Genomic DNA, 15786 nt, shown 5'->3' with positions numbered 1-15786 from the left:
TCAGGGAAATCGCTTCGCTAACTGTTCGCTATGTCTCCGAACAAAGTGTTCGCGATGTCCCCGGTCCATACACTCCCGGAGGGAGAGGGGACTAATAGCAAAAGCAAGTCTTCACAACGCCACAAATCAAGCTCCCTCTCCCTCTCCCTCTGGGAGAGGGTTGGGGTGAGGGTGCTCTTAGCCTTCGTAGCTGATCCGGCCGTCTACCAAGGTGTAACGCACGGCGCTCGGCAGGCAATGGCCCAGGAACGGGCAGTTATCACCCTTGGACAACCATTTTTCGCCCGCCACGGTCGAGGCAGCTGGGTCAAACACCACCAGATCCGCGGGTGAACCTGTGCTCAACCGACCCGCAGGTAAACGCAACGCATCAGCCGGGCCAGCACTCAGTCGCGCCAGCAAGGTCGGCAAATCGAGCAAGCCGTCTTCCACCAAGGTCATTGCCAATGGCAGCAGCAACTCGACGCCGCTCATTCCCGGCTCGGTTGCACCGAATGGCGCCAGTTTGGCATCACGCTCGTGTGGCTGATGGTGGCTGGAGATGGCTGATACCACCCCCGATTTCACCGCCTCTCGTAAACCGTCGCGGTCTGCGCGGGTGCGCAGCGGCGGTTGTACGTGATACACGCTGGAAAAATCCACCAGCGCTTCATCCGTCAAAATTAATTGATACAACGCCACGTCAGCCGTGACTTTCAAACCCCGCGCCTGAGCCTGAGCAATCAGGGCTACACCGCGCGCGCTGGTCAGTTGACTGAAGTGCGCACGCACGCCGCTTTGCTCTACCAGCAGCAAATCACGCGCCAAAGCCACGGTTTCAGCCGTCTCCGGGATGCCCGGCAAGCCACGGAAGGCTGCCATCGGGCCATCATGGGCGATACCGCCCTCGGCCAGGTCACGATCCTGTGAATGGAAAATCACGGTCAGATCAAAGGTGGCCGCGTATTCCAATGCCCTGCATAGGGTGCGTGCATTGGTGAAGCTGTTCAGGCCGTTGCCAAACGCAACACAACCAGCATCGCGCAGGGCAATCAGTTCGGCCAGTTGCTCGCCTTCCAGTCCTTTGCTCAGTGCACCAATGGGGAACACTTTGCAGTTACCAGCCTCACGGGCGCGGTCAAGGATCAGCTCGGCCACGGCAGAGGTGTCCAGCACCGGTTTGGTGTGAGGGGGGCAGCACAGGCTGGTCACGCCGCCAGCCGCCGCAGCGCGGGTTTCGCTGGCGATGGTGCCTTTGCGGCTGTAACCCGGCTCGCGCAAAGCGACGTTCAGATCGACCAGCCCCGGTGCAGCCACCAGGCCTTTGGCATCGATGGTTCGGGTTGGGCTGAAACCGGCGGGTGCAGCACCAATCGCCACAATTTTTCCCGCTTCCAGATGCAGGTCAGTCACTTGATCCAGTTGGCTGCTTGGATCAATGACGCGGGCGCCGAGAATGCTGAGCTTCACTGGGCTTTCTCCTGTTCGAATTGGCGCTGGGCCGTTTGCCCGCTCATGGTCATGGACAACACCGCCATGCGCACGGCGATACCGTAGGTCACTTGATTGAGGATGACCGAATGCGGGCCGTCGGCCACTGCGGATTCGATTTCCACGCCCCGGTTGATTGGGCCGGGGTGCATCACGATGCAGTCTGGTTTGGCGCCGGCCAGCCGTGCGGTGGTCAGACCAAACAGGCGATAGAACTCGCCTTCGCTCGGCAGCAGGCCACCGGACATGCGCTCGCGTTGCAGGCGCAGCATGATGACCACGTCGACGTCTTTCAGGCCTTCGGTCATGTCGGTGTACACCTTCACGCCGTATTGTTCGATGCCGATGGGCAGCAAGGTTTTCGGTGCGATGACGCGAATGTCCTTACAGCCCAAAGTCTTGAGCGCAATCATGTTCGAGCGCGCCACACGCGAGTGGAGAATGTCGCCGACGATGGCGACCGACAGGTTTTCAAAGCCACCCTTGTGACGACGAATGGTCAGCATGTCGAGCATGCCCTGGGTCGGGTGCGCATGACGTCCGTCGCCGCCGTTGATGATCGCTACTTGCGGGCACACGTGTTCGGCAATGAAGTGCGCGGCGCCGGAGTCGCCGTGGCGTACCACGAACATGTCGGCCGCCATCGCTTCAAGGTTGCGCAGGGTGTCGAGCAAAGTTTCACCCTTGCTCGCCGACGACGTGGACACGTTGAGTGTGATCACGTCAGCGGACAACCGCTGAGCCGCCATCTCAAAGGTCGTGCGGGTGCGGGTAGAGTTTTCGAAGAACACATTGCACACGGTCTTGCCGCGTAACAAAGGGACTTTTTTCACGGCTCGGGCGCCGACTTCGAGGAACGAGTCAGCGGTGTCGAGAATTTCCGTCAGCAGTTCGCGGGACAGGCCGTCGAGCGACAGGAAGTGGCGCAACTGGCCCTGATCATTGAGCTGCAGCGGGCGCTTGGCGTCTGTAGGCGTCATCGCAATGGTCTCTTATTGGGCAGGGTTTACGGATGAATCTTGCAGTTCCAGAGTCAGCGGCGCGGGGCCGGACAATTTGATCCGCTCGTTCGGTTTGAGTGGCAAGGTGGCACCCACGACGTCCGGGCGTATCGGCAACTCCGCAGCGTCCAGATCGAGCAGGCTGACGAGCGTTACGCTGGCCGGACGACCATAGTCGAATAATTCGTTGAGCGCGGCGCGAATGGTGCGTCCGCTCATCAGTACGTCATCAATCAACACCAGATGCTGGCCGTCGATTTCGAACGGCAGCTCCGAGGGACGCACTTGCGGGTGCAGGCCGTTCTGGCTGAAGTCGTCGCGGTAAAACGACACATCCAGCGTACCCAGCGGCGCATCGCTGTTCAGGGCGCGCAGCAGCGCTTGAGCCACCCAGATACCGCCGGTGCGAATGCCGATAAAGCGCGGTTCAGTGATGTTGCGACGGGCCAGATGGGCTTTGAGATCAAGCGCCATCTGAGTGATCAGTTCAGTCGGGACAGGCAGGATCATGGTGGCTCCTTAAAAGCAGCGCGCGGCAAAACGGGCCGCGGCGGGCGCAAACAATGGACCGCGTCATAGTGACTAACGCAGTATCAGACTCAAGATTCAGCGGGGTTCTCGTCGAGCCAGCCTTGCAGCACCAGCTTGGCGGCAATGGCATCGACGGGGTTGTCGCGGTAACTGCCCCGCTGGCCGCCCTGGGCCCGGCGCTCGCCTTTGGCCTCGAAGGTGGTCAGGCGTTCGTCGTGGGTGAACACGGGCAAATTGAAACGGCCATTGAGGCGGTTGGCGAACTTTTGCGCACGGGCACAGAAGTCGCTCGGGGTGCCGTCCATGTTCAAGGGCATACCGACCACCAGCGCGTCGGGTTGCCATTCCTTGATCAGCTTTTCGATCTCTTCCCATTTGGGAATGCCATTTTCGGCTTTCAGGTTGCACAACTCGCGTGCCTGCCCGGTGATCATCTGGCCAACAGCAACGCCAATGGAGCGTGTGCCGTAGTCAAAACCCAGCAATAAACGGAGTGCGGCCATCAGGAATGGCCTGCTTGACGGGTTAACAAATTGAGATCGACTCCGAGGTGTTTGGCGGCAGCGTCAAGGCGCAGCTCGCAGGGTGTTTCAAACAGGATATGTGCGGAGTATGGGCAGGTCAGCCACGCGTTGTCGGCCAGTTCGGCTTCGAGCTGACCGGAGTCCCACCCGGCATAGCCCAGACAGATAATGCTGCGTTGCGGGCCGTGGCCGTCGGCAATGCTGGACAGCACATCGGCCGAAGTGCTGAGCGCCAGCCCGTCTTCCAGTTCGACGGTTGCATCGAATGTGTGGCCGGCAGGATGCAGCACAAAGCCACGGTCAACCATCACCGGCCCGCCGACGTAGATCGGCACATGCTGGCACAAGGGCGAAGGCGTTTTGTCCGGGCGCAGTTGCTCCAGAATATCGGCCAGGGTGAGGTCAGAAGGGCGGTTGATCACCAGCCCCATGGCCCCATTGGCCGTGTGCTCGACGATGTAAGTCAAGGTCTGGGCAAAGTTCGGGTCAGCCATGTGCGGCATGGCGATCAGAAATTGATGCTTGAGGTAAGTCGGGGCGTGGTTTTTCATGAGCCTTAGTGTGGCGCTGGCAACGTAAACTGACAAGTTGGCGGATGATAAAAGCCTTGTCTGCTAATTACTCGACAACCGGTCGCCCTGGGTAAACTTCCAGGTACGGATGATCTCCAGTCGATCAATGTCTGCCAGGTCGCCGGTGAACGGCGCAAATGGGGCCGCCAGCCTGACGATGCGTTGTGCGGCTTGATCCAGCAACGGTTGCCCGGAAGACTCAAGCACCAGCACTTCATGCAGCGAGCCGTCACGATTGATCGAGACCAACAACCGCAGCGTGCCGTAGATTTTCTCGCGGCGCGCTTGTTCGGGGTAGTTGAGGTTGCCGATACGTTCGATTTTCTTGCGCCAGTCCTCTTTGTACCAGGCGCCTTTGTCGCGCATGGTCGATGCCGCACTCATGCGGTAAATCTTGGGACGCTTGGCATACAGCTGCTGGTCATTGGCCAGTTCGGCTTCGAGGCTGGAAATCTCGCTGGACAGCTGTGAGCTGTCAAACGTGGGAATGTTGGCTTTGGGCGCCGCTTCGGTTTTGACCTTGTGCGGTTCGCTGACGGCTTTTTTTGGCTGGGGGGCCACGGTGGTCACCGACGGCTTGGGCGCGGCTTGGGGTTGCTCGGGCTTGGCTGCCGGAGGCGGCGTAACCTTTTTCACTGCGTTGTCCTGGAACGGCGCAATTTCGGTGGTTTTGGGCACCGCTTTCTTGTCCAGAGTGCCGCTGCCTTGCTGATTGTCCTGTGCCAGAAAATCAGCTTTTTCCGGGGCTTTATCGCTTTTGAAGGTGGAGAGGGTGATTTCCAGGGTTTTGCTGATCTGTTTAGGCTCGCTCATGCTGAAGCCCACCCCCAGAATCACGGCGATGTGAATCAGCGCAGCGACGAACAGGGTAAATCCCAGCCGGTCAGCTGCGCGCACGCCGCTATGGCTCAGTTCAGGGGGCAGGTCGCTGGGGAGTGTCATAACAGAAAGACCAACATCGCGTTGTTCACGGGTTGCGCATGATAGCGCAATGTTGGTCGTGTTCTTAGGTGTGCAGATCAGCGTGCAGCGAGTTTGCGCTCAATCGCATCCATCAGCAGGGCGCCGATGTTGGTGCCAAAAGCGTTATCGATCTCACGGATACACGTCGGGCTGGTAACGTTAATTTCGGTAAGGTGTTCACCGATCACGTCCAAGCCGACAAACAAGAGCCCTTTTTCACGCAGGGTCGGGCCAACTTGTGCGGCGATCCAGCGGTCTTTTTCGCTCAATGGCCGGGCTTCTCCACGGCCGCCAGCGGCCAGGTTGCCACGGGTTTCACCCTGCGCCGGAATGCGCGCCAGGCAGTAATCCACCGGTTCGCCGTCGATCATCAGGATGCGCTTGTCGCCGTCCTTGATCGCGGGCAAATAGCCCTGCGCCATGATTTGCTGCGTGCCGTTGGCCGTCAGGGTTTCAAGGATTACCGACAGGTTCGGGTCGCCGACCCGGTGGCGGAAAATCGAAGTGCCGCCCATGCCGTCCAACGGCTTGAGGATCACGTCGCCGTGCAAGGCGGCGAATTCACGCAAGACATCGGCGCGGCGGCTGACCACCGTCGGCGGTGTGCACTGGGTGAATTGGGTGGCGAAGAGTTTTTCGTTGCAGTCACGCAGGCTCTGCGGCTTGTTGACGATCAGCACGCCGTCACGCTCAGCCTGTTCGAGCAAATAGGTGGAGTACACGAACTCCATGTCGAAGGGCGGGTCCTTGCGCATCAGGATCACGTCCAGATCGCTCAGGGCGGTGTCGGTTTCGGTGCCCAGCTCAAACCATTTTTCCGGGTTGGCGAACACGTTGAGCGGCTTCATCCGCGCACGGGCCTTACCTTCGTTCAGGTAGAGGTCTTGCTGCTCCATATAGAACAACGTCCAGCCGCGATCCTGTGCGGCCAGTAACATGGCCAGCGAGCTGTCCTTCTTATAGGAGATGCCCGCAATGGGGTCCATGACAATCCCGACTCGAACGCTCATGGCAATTTCCTCAAGTAAATAGTGGGCGCAAAGGCTTTGAAAAGTGGCGCCAGAGTGGCGCTGAGCGCGGGCTCGGTCAAGAAAAAAACGCCTGCTCCAGCCGGGTCGGGCCGCGTTCATGGATTGCCGGTAGAGACTGTGCTAAAAAGGCTCGCACAGTGCTTACAGCCCTTGTCCATCAAGGAGTTGGGGTTTTAAGCCGAACAGTTGTAACAAATCGGGTCGCTGTGGCGATGGTAGAGCACATATGGAAAAACATTCCAGCATCTTGAAGGTGATGGTGATTGACGACTCGAAAACCATCCGCCGCACGGCTGAAACGCTGCTGAAAAATGTCGGTTGCGAGGTCATTACGGCCATAGACGGTTTCGATGCGCTGGCCAAGATTTTCGACCATCATCCACATATCATTTTTGTCGACATCATGATGCCGCGTCTGGACGGTTATCAGACCTGCGCGTTGATCAAAAACAACCGGGCGTTCAACTTGACGCCGGTCATTATGCTGTCGTCCAAAGACGGGCTGTTTGATAAAGCCAAGGGACGAATAGTGGGCTCTGATCAATTTTTGACCAAGCCTTTCAGCCGGGATGAACTGTTGAGTGCCATCAAGGCCCATGTACCCGGTTTCAACATCGCTCCAGGCACGCACTGACCCTCGGCCGTTGGCCGCTCACCTGATAAATGGGGAACACCATGGCTCGCATTCTGATCGTCGATGATTCGCCGACTGAAATGTACAAATTGACCGCCATGCTGGAAAAGCACGGTCATGTCGTGCTCAAGGCTGAACACGGTGCCGATGGCGTCGCGTTGGCACGACAGGAAAAACCGGATGCCGTGTTGATGGACATCGTGATGCCGGGGCTTAACGGTTTTCAGGCCACGCGCCAGTTAACCAAGGACCCCATTACGCAAAACATTCCGGTCATCATGGTGACCACCAAAGATCAGGAAACTGACAAGATGTGGGGCACCCGCCAAGGCGCGAAGGGCTATTTGACCAAACCGGTTGAAGAAGAGGCCTTGGTCATTGAGGTCAACCGCGTTTTATCCCTGACCGAGTGATTGCGTCTTTATGCCCGGTTCACTGACCGCCTACGAGCTGCTGCTTGAGATCGACCAGCGCTGCCGCTCACTGGCCGCGGGTCTGGTGCCTGCCCAGGCACAAGACAATAGTTGGAGCGGCATCGGTTTTCGCATCGGCGAGCATACGTGTGTGGCGCCCATCGCTGAAATTGCCGAAATCCTTCATGAACCGCGTTTCACCGCGCTACCGGGGGTCAAACCCTGGGTGCGTGGAGTCGCCAATTTGCGCGGGCAATTACTGCCGATCATGGACTTGTGCGGCTTTTTCGCCATTGATTCTTCACTTGTCCATAAGCAGCGTCGCGTGCTGGTGCTGGAATACAAAGATGTGTTTGTCGGCTTGCAGGTGGATGAGGTGCTGGGCATGCAGCATTTTGCCCAGGCCGATCCGGATGCCAATGCGCAGGTGTTGCCTCCTGCACTGCTTGCACCCTATGTAAAAGGGCATTTTACCGGCGAGACCACGTGGTGGGTGTTCAGCCCGTTTGCCTTGGCGCAGGCCCCCCAGTTTTGGGCGGTGGCCGTGTGAGTGGCCGACCCGCTTTACCTTCTGTTTTAACCCTCGGGGCTTGATCGATGACCACCACCCGTAGCGTCAAATCCATGGAAGGCTCACGCAGTCGTGCGCAGATCATGGTGCTATTTGTTGCCCTGATCGTGTTTATCATGCTGTTGTTTGCCAACTTTGCTTATCTCAATACCCAGTCCAATTACGACAAGCAGTACATCAGTCACGCCGGTGAATTACGTGTGCTGTCGCAGCGCATTGCCAAAAATGCGACTGAAGCCGCCGCGGGCAAAGCGGCTGCCTTCAGATTACTGAGCGATGCCCGCAACGATTTCAGCCAGCGCTGGGGCTACCTGAAAAATGGCGACCCGGCCACCGGCCTGCCCCCGGCGCCGCCAGCCGTGCACAAGGAAATGCAGGCGGTTCAGCGTGACTGGGAACAATTGCTCGACAACACCAACGCAATTCTTGCCAGCGAACAAACCGTGCTGTCCCTGCATCAGGTGGCTGCCACATTGGCTGAGACCATCCCGCAGTTGCAGGTCGAGTATGAAAAGGTCGTAGAAATCCTTTTGCAGCGGGGTGCGCCTGCCGGACAGGTGGCGCTGGCGCAGCGTCAAACCTTGTTGGCCGAGCGAATTCTGGGGGCCGTGAATACCGTACTGGCGGGCGACGAGAACGCGGCGCAGGCCGCCGGGACCTTTGGCCGGGACGCCAACCGTTTTGGCCAGGTGCTGAACGGCATGCTGGAGGGCAATGAGGGGCTGCGCATTTCCGAAGTTGAAGAGAAGGATGCCCGCGCCCGCCTGCTGGAAATTGCGGAGCTGTTCCAGTTTGTCTCAGGTTCGGTGGACGAGATTCTGGAAACGTCGCCGCAGCTGTCCCATGTGCGCGCCGCCGCCGACCAGATCTTCAGCCTGTCGCAAACCCTGCTCGATGAAGCATCAGTACTGGCCAATGGATTTGAAAATCTGGCCAACAGTCGCTATCTGGACATTATTGGAGGCTACGTTCTGGGGCTGCTGGCGCTGGCGTCGATCATCCTCATCGGGCTGGTGATGGTGCGCGAGACCAATCGGCAATTACGTGAAACCGCCGAGAAAAACGAGCGTAACCAAAACGCGATCATGCGCTTGCTGGATGAGATCGAGGACTTGGCCGACGGTGATCTGACCGTCACCGCGTCGGTCACGGAAGATTTCACCGGCACCATTGCCGACTCGATCAACTATTCCATTGATCAACTGCGTGAGCTGGTAGCGACCATCAACTTGACCGCTGGCCAAGTGGCGGGAGCGGTGCAGGAAACCCAGGCCACCGCGATGCAATTGGCCGAAGCCTCGGAACATCAGGCCCAGCAAATCGCCGAGGCCTCCGGGGCGGTTCAACAGATGGCCCAGTCCATTGATCAAGTGTCGGCCAACGCCTCCGAGTCGTCGGCGGTGGCTGAGCGCTCCGTGGCCATTGCCAATAAAGGCAATGAAGTGGTGCACAACACTATTCACGGCATGGACAACATTCGTGAACAGATTCAGGACACCGCCAAGCGCATCAAGCGCTTGGGAGAGTCATCGCAGGAAATTGGAGACATCGTCAGCTTGATTGACGACATTGCCGACCAGACTAATATTTTGGCGCTTAACGCGGCGATTCAGGCTTCCATGGCGGGTGACGCCGGGCGCGGATTTGCTGTGGTGGCTGACGAAGTGCAACGTTTGGCCGAGCGTTCGTCAGCGGCCACCCGACAAATTGAAACCCTGGTCAGGGCGATTCAAGCGGACACCAACGAGGCGGTCATTTCCATGGAGCAAACCACCACCGAAGTGGTACGCGGCGCCCGTCTGGCCCATGACGCCGGTGTTGCCCTGGAGGAGATCGAAGGCGTTTCGCAGAACCTCGCTGACTTGATTCAAAGGATCTCCAACGCCGCCCAAGAGCAAACCCGTTCGGCGGCGCAGATCTCCCTGACCATGAACGTGATTCAGCAAATCACTAACCAGACCTCGTCCGGGTCTACCGCCACCGCTGACAGCATTGGCAATTTAGCCAAAATGGCCCGCCAATTGCGGCGCTCGGTGTCGGGCTTCACCTTGCCGTCCACCCCGCCCCGTGAGCCACAGTAATTCTGACTGGAGTCGTTATGGTTGACCGGCACGATTACGTGGCCCTGGAATGGGTTAAAGGCGAAATTTGCGACACCTTGAAGCAGGCACGCGCGTTGCTGGACCGTTATGCCCAGCAGCCTGGCGACGACCTGTTGGCGCAGTGTCTGGAGTGCATCCATCAGGTGCATGGCAGCTTGCTGATGGTCGAGTTCTACGGTGCGGCGCTGCTGGCCGAAGAGATGGAACAGTTAGTGGTCGCCATGCAGGCGGGCCATGTCCGCCAGCTCGACCAAGCCTTGTCACTGTTGCAGCAAGCGTTCAGTCAATTACCGGTCTATCTGGAGCGTGTGCACAGCGCTCGTCGCGACTGGCCGCTGGTGGTGTTGCCATTGCTCAATGATTTACGCACAGCTCGCGGTGAAACACTGCTGTCGGAGACCCAACTGTTCAGCCCGCCCTTGCACGTATTGCCTGAACTGGATCAGGCCGCATTGGCCCGTTTGCTACCGGCGCAGTGGCCGCGTCAGTTGCGCGTATTGCGCCACACCTTGTACACCGCGTTGCACAACCTGCAGGACGAACACGACGTACCCGCCAACCTTGAGCGGATGGCAGGTGTGTTCGCCCAACTCCAGCATGTATGCCATGACGCGCCGCTGAATGCCTTGTGGCAAATAGCTTCGGCGCTGGTTGACGGCATGCTTCGTGGGCGGGTGCCCAATAGCCCGGCCCTGCGCAGCCTGTTTCAAGACACCGACAAAGAGCTTAAGCGCTTGCTGGAGCAAGGCATAGATGGCGTGAACCAGCCCGCGCCTGAAGAGCTGCTCACCCGTTTGTTGTTTTACATCGCCAAAGCCGAAAAGCCGACGACCAAAATGCTGGCGCTGAAGAACCGCTATGAGCTGGACGACGCCATGCCGGATGCGGCGATGGTCGATGAGGAGCGAGCGCGTCTGGCAGGGCCGGATCGTGACGCCATGCGTTCAGTGGTCGCGGCGTTATGCGAAGAACTGGTACGGGTCAAAGAGCGTCTGGACCTGTTTGTGCGCAGCGACCGTCAGCATGTGGCAGACCTGAGCAGCTTGATGGCACCCTTGCGCCAGATCGCCGACACGTTAGCTGTGCTGGGTTTCGGGCAGCCACGTAAAGTCATCATCGACCAACTGGCGGTGTTGCAGAGTGTTGCTCAAGGCCAGCGAGAACCCACCGATGCGGTGTTGATGGATGTCGCCGCGGCGCTGCTGTACGTCGAAGCCACCCTGACCGGAATGGTTGGCAATGTAGAGCCTTCACAGCGCGAAGAAAGCCGCTTGCCGACCACCGACCTGTTGCAGATCCATCAGTTAGTGATCAAGGAAGCCCGCGTGGGCCTCGAAGAAATCAAAGACTTGATCACCGATTACCTCGAAGCGAACCTCGATAGCCAGATCTTGCAGCCCGTCCCGCCGTTGCTGACGCAAATTCGCGGAGCGCTGGCGATGATCCCGCTGAGTCGTGCGGCGGGGCTGCTTCAAGCCTGTGGCGATTACGTGCGCGAGCACATGCTGCCCGGCATTGAGACACTAACGACCCAGCAGTCGGATCACCTTGCCGATGTGCTGATCAGCCTTGAGTACTATCTGGAACGTATCACCCAGGACCCCGGAGCAGCGAGCGAACAGGTGCTCGATCGGGCTGAAAACAGTCTGATAGAACTCGGTTACGCGCCTCAAGAACGTCTTGTTCCCGTGCTCAATGATCGCCTGAGTCCCATCGAGTTACGGGCCATGCAAGGCCCGCAGGCGCTTGACGATCCTGACGTGGTGCACACTTTGGCTGATGTGTTGGCCCGTCCTGTGTCAGCACTCAACCCGCCTGCGCAACACATCCCCGACAGTTTGCTGCCACCGCCCGTGGATGAAGCGGCCATCGAAGAAGAGTTGCTGGAGGTCTTTCTTGAAGAGGCCGATGACGTGCTGGTGGCGTTGCATGACCACTTGCCCCAGTGGGTCGCCAACCCGGCGGACAGTGCCGCGCTGGCTGAACTGCGGCGCGGGTTCCACACCCTCAAAGGCAGTGGGCGCATGGTGCGCGCACTGGTATTGGGTGAACTGGCCTGGGCGATGGAAAATCTGCTCAATCGGGTGATCGAGCACAACGTTGCGCCGGGGCCGGGGATCTATCAACTGCTGGATGACACCTTGGTGATACTGCCTGAACTCATTCAGGAGTTTGCCGAGCAACGCCAACGGCAACGCGAGGATATTGACCGACTGGCGGCCCGCGCACACAGCTTGTCTCGAGGTGAGCCTCTGCCCCTGCTGATCGAGCAGCAAAATGCCGGTATCGACCCGCAACTGCTGGATATTTTTCGTCAGGAGGCGCACACCCACCTTGAGCGCATTGAGCGTTTTTTGGACCAAACTCTGCAACCTGTGCCGGTTTACGCCAGTGATGATTTACAACTGGCCATGCACACTCTCAAAGGCAGCGCATCCATGGCGGGTGTGATGCCTATCGCCCGGCTGGCTACGGCGCTGGATTATCTGGTACGTGAGCACAAGGCCCACCACCTTGCGCTGGAACGCAGTGAAATCGAATGCCTGCGCGAAGCGGCACGTTTGCTTCATCGCGGCCTCCAGCAACTGGACACCGACCCGTTGGCCGAGATTGACGGCGCGCATGCGCTGGCCGAGCGCGCCGAACGCTTGATGACCGGGCGTCTGGCGACCTTGCTCGACAGGCCGGCGAGCGACGTGGTGACAGTGCGTGACCCACAACGCATCGCCGAATTTCTGGGCGAGAGCATGGACATTCTGTTCGACGCCGAAGACCTGCTGCTGCATTGGCGTGATCATCCCCATGAGCGGCAAGGACTGGACATGCTGCTGGACCAACTGACCAGCCTGGCTGAGTCTGCACACTTGCTGGACTTGCAGCCCATTGATGCGCTGTGTGAAGCCTTGCTCGACGTATATGGCGCGGTTGAAGAAAGCAGCCTTGCGGTCAGCGAGCGTTTCTTTCATGAGGCCAATACGGCGCATGAAGCCCTGATCAATATGCTCGATCAATTGGCGGCTGGTCAGGAAATCGAGCCGCAGCCAACCTTGATTCGGACCTTGCATGACCTGTTGCATGAAGGCCTGGCCCCAGACGCGACTGGCCTGATTCGCCGCGATGGCGAGTTAGGCATTACTGAGTTGAGTGCGGCCACGGCGCAGCTGGACGCTGAACAGAGTATCGACACTGATCCCGAAATGGTGGCGGTGTTCCTTGAAGAGGCGGTGGACATTCTGGAGAGCTCGGGGGCGGCGTTGTTGCGCTGGCAAGCCGACCCGCAGAATCACCTGGAAGTCGAAAACTTGCTGCGCGACTTGCACACCCTCAAAGGCGGTGCACGCATGGTCGAAGTGGGGGCCATCGGTGATTTTGCCCATGAGCTGGAAACCCTTTTTGAAGAAATCGCCTTGGGTTTTCTCGCGCCCTGTACAGACCTGTTTGTGTTGTTACAGCGTTGCCATGATCAACTGGCGCAAATGCTCGACGCCTTGCGCAGCGGTCAGCTGGTGCCTTCGCCGCAAGCGTTGATCGAGCGTATTCGCCACATTGAACGCAGCAGCCGTGAAGCCCGGCCGGTGGCCCCGGCCAACAAGCCGGAACCTGCACCGGCAACCCCGCCGGTTGAGGGCGAGCGAACGGGGCTGGACACCGTTAAGGTTCCGGCTGAGTTGCTGGAAGACCTATTGAATCTGGCGGGTGAGAGTTCAACCATTCGCGGGCGCGTTGAGCAGCAGGTCAACGACGGCAATGTTGCCCTCAACGAAATGCAAACCACGCTTGAGCGCATGCAAGATCAGCTGCGCCGGCTCGACAGCGAAACCCAGGGCCGGTTGCACAGTCGCCTGCACACCGAAGCGGACGGCGCGGCTTACGACGAATTTGATCCGCTGGAAATGGATCGTCACTCGTTGCTGCAACAACTGTCTCGCGCGTTGTCCGAGTCGGCGTCGGACTTGCTCGACCTCAAGGCCACGCTGACGGCGCGGATTCAGGACGCCCATGGGTTGCTGCAAAAACAGGCGCGCATGAACACCCAGCTTCAAGAAAGCTTAATGGGCACCCGTATGGTGCCGTTCGAGCGCGTACTGCCGCGCCTCAAGCGTATCGTGAGACAAGTCGCCAATGAGCTGGGCAAGCAGGTTGAGTTCAATGTCATCAATGCCGAAGCCGAAGTTGACCGTACGGTGTTGGAGCGCATGGTTGCGCCCCTCGAACACATGCTGCGCAATGCGGTTGACCACGGCCTGGAACCGGGTCACATCCGCCGTGCCAGTGGCAAACCTGAGCAGGGGCATATCACCCTGGAGTTGTCCTATGAAGGCGGCGACGTGCTGTTCGACATGCATGACGACGGTGCCGGGATACCCCTCGAATCGGTTCGGCGCAAAGCCATCCTGCGTGGCCTGCTTGATCCTGACACCCTGATGTCTGACCGCGAAGTGTTGCAGTTCATCATGCAGCCGGGGTTTTCCACGGCTGAAAAAATCACCCAGATTTCCGGGCGCGGTGTGGGCATGGACGTGGTGCACGAAGAAGTGCGCCAACTGGGTGGCAGCATGACCATCGACTCAGTGGCGGGGCAGGGTGTGCATTTTCAGATTCGCCTGCCGTTCAGTGTCTCGCTCAATCGCGCCTTGATGGTGCAGTGCGCTGATGAGCAGTATGCAATCGCGCAAAACAGCGTCGAGCGCATCGTGCGGGTCATGCCCAACGAGCTTGAAGGGTATTACCAGCACAACCCGCCGCTGTACCACTACGGGGGAGAGACCTACCAATTGCGTTATCTGGGCGAGCTGCTGCAAACCGTAGGCAAGCCTCGACTGGGTGGCGAAAACGAAGCGCAACCGGTGCTGCTGGTGCACTCCCAGGATCAGCGTGTGGCCCTGCACGTTGATGCGCTGGCCGGGTCACGGGAAATTGTGGTGAAAAGCCTCGGGCCGCAATTTACAGCCGTGCAAGGTGTGTCGGGCGCGACCATTTTGGGCGATGGACGGGTGGTGCTGATCCTTGACCTGCTCGCCTTCCTGCGCGCCCATCAGGCACGCCAGCCCATTGTGGGAGCGCCACAAGAAGTGGCGGGTGCGCTGGAGTTCATGCCCGCCGAGCGCCCGTTACTGGTGCTGGTGGTGGACGACTCCGTCACCGTGCGAAAAGTGACGAGCCGCTTGCTGGAGCGCAACCGTATCAATGTCATCACCGCCAAAGATGGCGTCGATGCCATGAGCGTGCTTGAAGAGCACACCCCCGACCTGATGCTGCTGGACATCGAAATGCCGCGTATGGATGGTTTTGAAGTGGCCACCCGAGTGCGCAATAACCCCCGCCTTAAAGACTTGCCGATCATCATGATTACCTCGCGCACAGGGCAAAAGCACCAGAACCGCGCTATGGCCATTGGCGTCAACGACTACCTGGGCAAACCTTACCAGGAGAGCGTGTTACTGGAGCGAATCGCCTACTGGAGCACACTTCATGCTTGATCATCGCGTAGGTAGCCTGACGGGCTTGTTGCTGCCGCTTTCAGACCGCTACCTGCTGCTGCCCAATGTGGCGATAGCCGAACTGATCGACTGGCAGCACGGTGAGCCCAGTCGAGACACCCCGCCCTGGCATTTGCGCACGATCAACTGGCGTGACCACGCCGTGCCACTGATTAGCTTTGAAGTGGCGTGCGGCAGCTCGCTGGTGATTGGTGAGCGGGCGCGCATCGTCATCCTCAACACCTTGGGCGGCAATCCCGACTTCAAATTTATCGCCATGGTGGTGCAGGGTATTCCTCGCTCTTACAAAGTGGACAGCCAGCTGAGTTTTGTGGATGTGCCCCTGAGCACGTTGGAGTTGGCCGCTGTGCAAGTCGGCGATCATGTGGCGAAAATTCCTGACCTGCAGGCGCTGGAGAAGTGGGTAGTGGGCGAAGCATCCAGCAAATTCCCGTAGACGTTGCCGAAGACGAAGTCAGGGGCGCAATCGGACG

General features: G+C 59.0%; 13 protein-coding genes. 6 read left to right on the top strand and 7 right to left on the bottom strand.

The features are described 5' to 3' along the window. Positions 1-177: 177 nt before the first annotated feature. The 7 genes from GHN86_RS20875 to gshB all read right to left on the bottom strand — a co-directional run bounded on the left by GHN86_RS20875 (position 178) and on the right by gshB (position 6071). The gene (locus GHN86_RS20875) at positions 178-1449 is read right to left on the bottom strand and encodes a dihydroorotase (RefSeq protein ID WP_323369422.1); all 1272 of its coding nucleotides are present in this window, start codon (positions 1447-1449) and stop codon (positions 178-180) included. Next, positions 1446-2450 carry an aspartate carbamoyltransferase catalytic subunit gene (locus GHN86_RS20870; protein ID WP_122785487.1) on the bottom strand — a complete coding sequence of 335 codons (1005 nt, stop codon included), beginning with the start codon at positions 2448-2450 and terminating at the stop codon, positions 1446-1448. Before GHN86_RS20870 ends, GHN86_RS20875 begins: the two co-directional genes overlap by 4 nt. Positions 2451-2462: 12 nt before the next feature. Further along, entirely contained in the window at positions 2463-2981 is a 519-nt protein-coding gene (pyrR, locus tag GHN86_RS20865) for a bifunctional pyr operon transcriptional regulator/uracil phosphoribosyltransferase PyrR (RefSeq protein ID WP_153380317.1), read from the bottom strand. Between the two features lie 89 nt (positions 2982-3070). Beyond that, complete coding sequence (ruvX, locus tag GHN86_RS20860) at positions 3071-3505, bottom strand: Holliday junction resolvase RuvX (protein ID WP_153380319.1); 435 nt, start codon at positions 3503-3505, stop codon at positions 3071-3073. Then, a complete protein-coding gene (locus GHN86_RS20855; RefSeq protein ID WP_153380321.1) occupies positions 3505-4077 on the bottom strand; it encodes a YqgE/AlgH family protein in 573 nt (190 codons plus the stop codon). The genes ruvX and GHN86_RS20855 overlap by 1 nt, the downstream gene beginning before the upstream one ends. A gap of 63 nt (positions 4078-4140) precedes the next feature. Continuing rightward, positions 4141-5040, bottom strand: coding sequence for an energy transducer TonB (locus tag GHN86_RS20850; protein ID WP_153380323.1), 900 nt, complete (start codon positions 5038-5040; stop codon positions 4141-4143). 77 nt (positions 5041-5117) lie between these two features. Beyond that, positions 5118-6071 carry a glutathione synthase gene (gene gshB / locus GHN86_RS20845; RefSeq protein ID WP_153380325.1) on the bottom strand — a complete coding sequence of 318 codons (954 nt, stop codon included), beginning with the start codon at positions 6069-6071 and terminating at the stop codon, positions 5118-5120. Between the two features lie 247 nt (positions 6072-6318). Here gshB and pilG point away from each other — a divergent pair, with 247 nt between their 5' ends. Genes pilG through GHN86_RS20815 form a run of 6 tightly spaced genes read left to right on the top strand, consistent with a single transcriptional unit; the run spans position 6319 to position 15749 of the window. Next, complete coding sequence (pilG, locus tag GHN86_RS20840; RefSeq protein ID WP_153380327.1) at positions 6319-6726, top strand: twitching motility response regulator PilG; 408 nt, start codon at positions 6319-6321, stop codon at positions 6724-6726. A 41-nt stretch (positions 6727-6767) separates the two neighbouring features. After that, positions 6768-7139 carry a twitching motility response regulator PilH gene (pilH, locus tag GHN86_RS20835; RefSeq protein ID WP_153387235.1) on the top strand — a complete coding sequence of 124 codons (372 nt, stop codon included), beginning with the start codon at positions 6768-6770 and terminating at the stop codon, positions 7137-7139. 10 nt (positions 7140-7149) lie between these two features. Next, the gene (locus GHN86_RS20830; RefSeq protein WP_153380331.1) at positions 7150-7689 is read left to right on the top strand and encodes a chemotaxis protein CheW; all 540 of its coding nucleotides are present in this window, start codon (positions 7150-7152) and stop codon (positions 7687-7689) included. 47 nt (positions 7690-7736) lie between these two features. Continuing rightward, on the top strand, positions 7737-9791 hold the full coding sequence (locus tag GHN86_RS20825) for a methyl-accepting chemotaxis protein (RefSeq protein WP_153380333.1): 2055 nt from the start codon (positions 7737-7739) through the stop codon (positions 9789-9791). 17 nt (positions 9792-9808) lie between these two features. Continuing rightward, entirely contained in the window at positions 9809-15292 is a 5484-nt protein-coding gene (locus GHN86_RS20820; protein ID WP_153380335.1) for an Hpt domain-containing protein, read from the top strand. Continuing rightward, positions 15285-15749, top strand: coding sequence for a chemotaxis protein CheW (locus tag GHN86_RS20815; protein WP_153380337.1), 465 nt, complete (start codon positions 15285-15287; stop codon positions 15747-15749). Before GHN86_RS20820 ends, GHN86_RS20815 begins: the two co-directional genes overlap by 8 nt. Positions 15750-15786: the final 37 nt, after the last annotated feature.

This window comes from Pseudomonas helleri, assembly GCF_009600315.1.
Classification (GTDB): domain Bacteria; phylum Pseudomonadota; class Gammaproteobacteria; order Pseudomonadales; family Pseudomonadaceae; genus Aquipseudomonas; species Aquipseudomonas helleri_A.
This window is presented reverse-complemented; position numbering and strand designations above follow the sequence as displayed.

Excerpts from the sequence above, each read along its gene's own strand:
- GHN86_RS20830 (WP_153380331.1), top strand. The coding sequence starts at position 7,150 with ATGCCCGGTTCACTGACCGCCTACGAGCTGCTGCTTGAGATCGACCAG.
- pilH (WP_153387235.1), top strand. The coding sequence starts at position 6,768 with ATGGCTCGCATTCTGATCGTCGATGATTCGCCGACTGAAATGTACAAA.
- GHN86_RS20820 (WP_153380335.1), top strand. The coding sequence starts at position 9,809 with ATGGTTGACCGGCACGATTACGTGGCCCTGGAATGGGTTAAAGGCGAA.
- GHN86_RS20850 (WP_153380323.1), bottom strand. The coding sequence starts at position 5,040 with ATGACACTCCCCAGCGACCTGCCCCCTGAACTGAGCCATAGCGGCGTG.
- ruvX (WP_153380319.1), bottom strand. The coding sequence starts at position 3,505 with ATGGCCGCACTCCGTTTATTGCTGGGTTTTGACTACGGCACACGCTCC.
- pyrR (WP_153380317.1), bottom strand. The coding sequence starts at position 2,981 with ATGATCCTGCCTGTCCCGACTGAACTGATCACTCAGATGGCGCTTGAT.
- GHN86_RS20815 (WP_153380337.1), top strand. The coding sequence starts at position 15,285 with ATGCTTGATCATCGCGTAGGTAGCCTGACGGGCTTGTTGCTGCCGCTT.
- GHN86_RS20825 (WP_153380333.1), top strand. The coding sequence starts at position 7,737 with ATGACCACCACCCGTAGCGTCAAATCCATGGAAGGCTCACGCAGTCGT.
- GHN86_RS20855 (WP_153380321.1), bottom strand. The coding sequence starts at position 4,077 with ATGAAAAACCACGCCCCGACTTACCTCAAGCATCAATTTCTGATCGCC.
- pilG (WP_153380327.1), top strand. The coding sequence starts at position 6,319 with ATGGAAAAACATTCCAGCATCTTGAAGGTGATGGTGATTGACGACTCG.
- gshB (WP_153380325.1), bottom strand. The coding sequence starts at position 6,071 with ATGAGCGTTCGAGTCGGGATTGTCATGGACCCCATTGCGGGCATCTCC.
- GHN86_RS20870 (WP_122785487.1), bottom strand. The coding sequence starts at position 2,450 with ATGACGCCTACAGACGCCAAGCGCCCGCTGCAGCTCAATGATCAGGGC.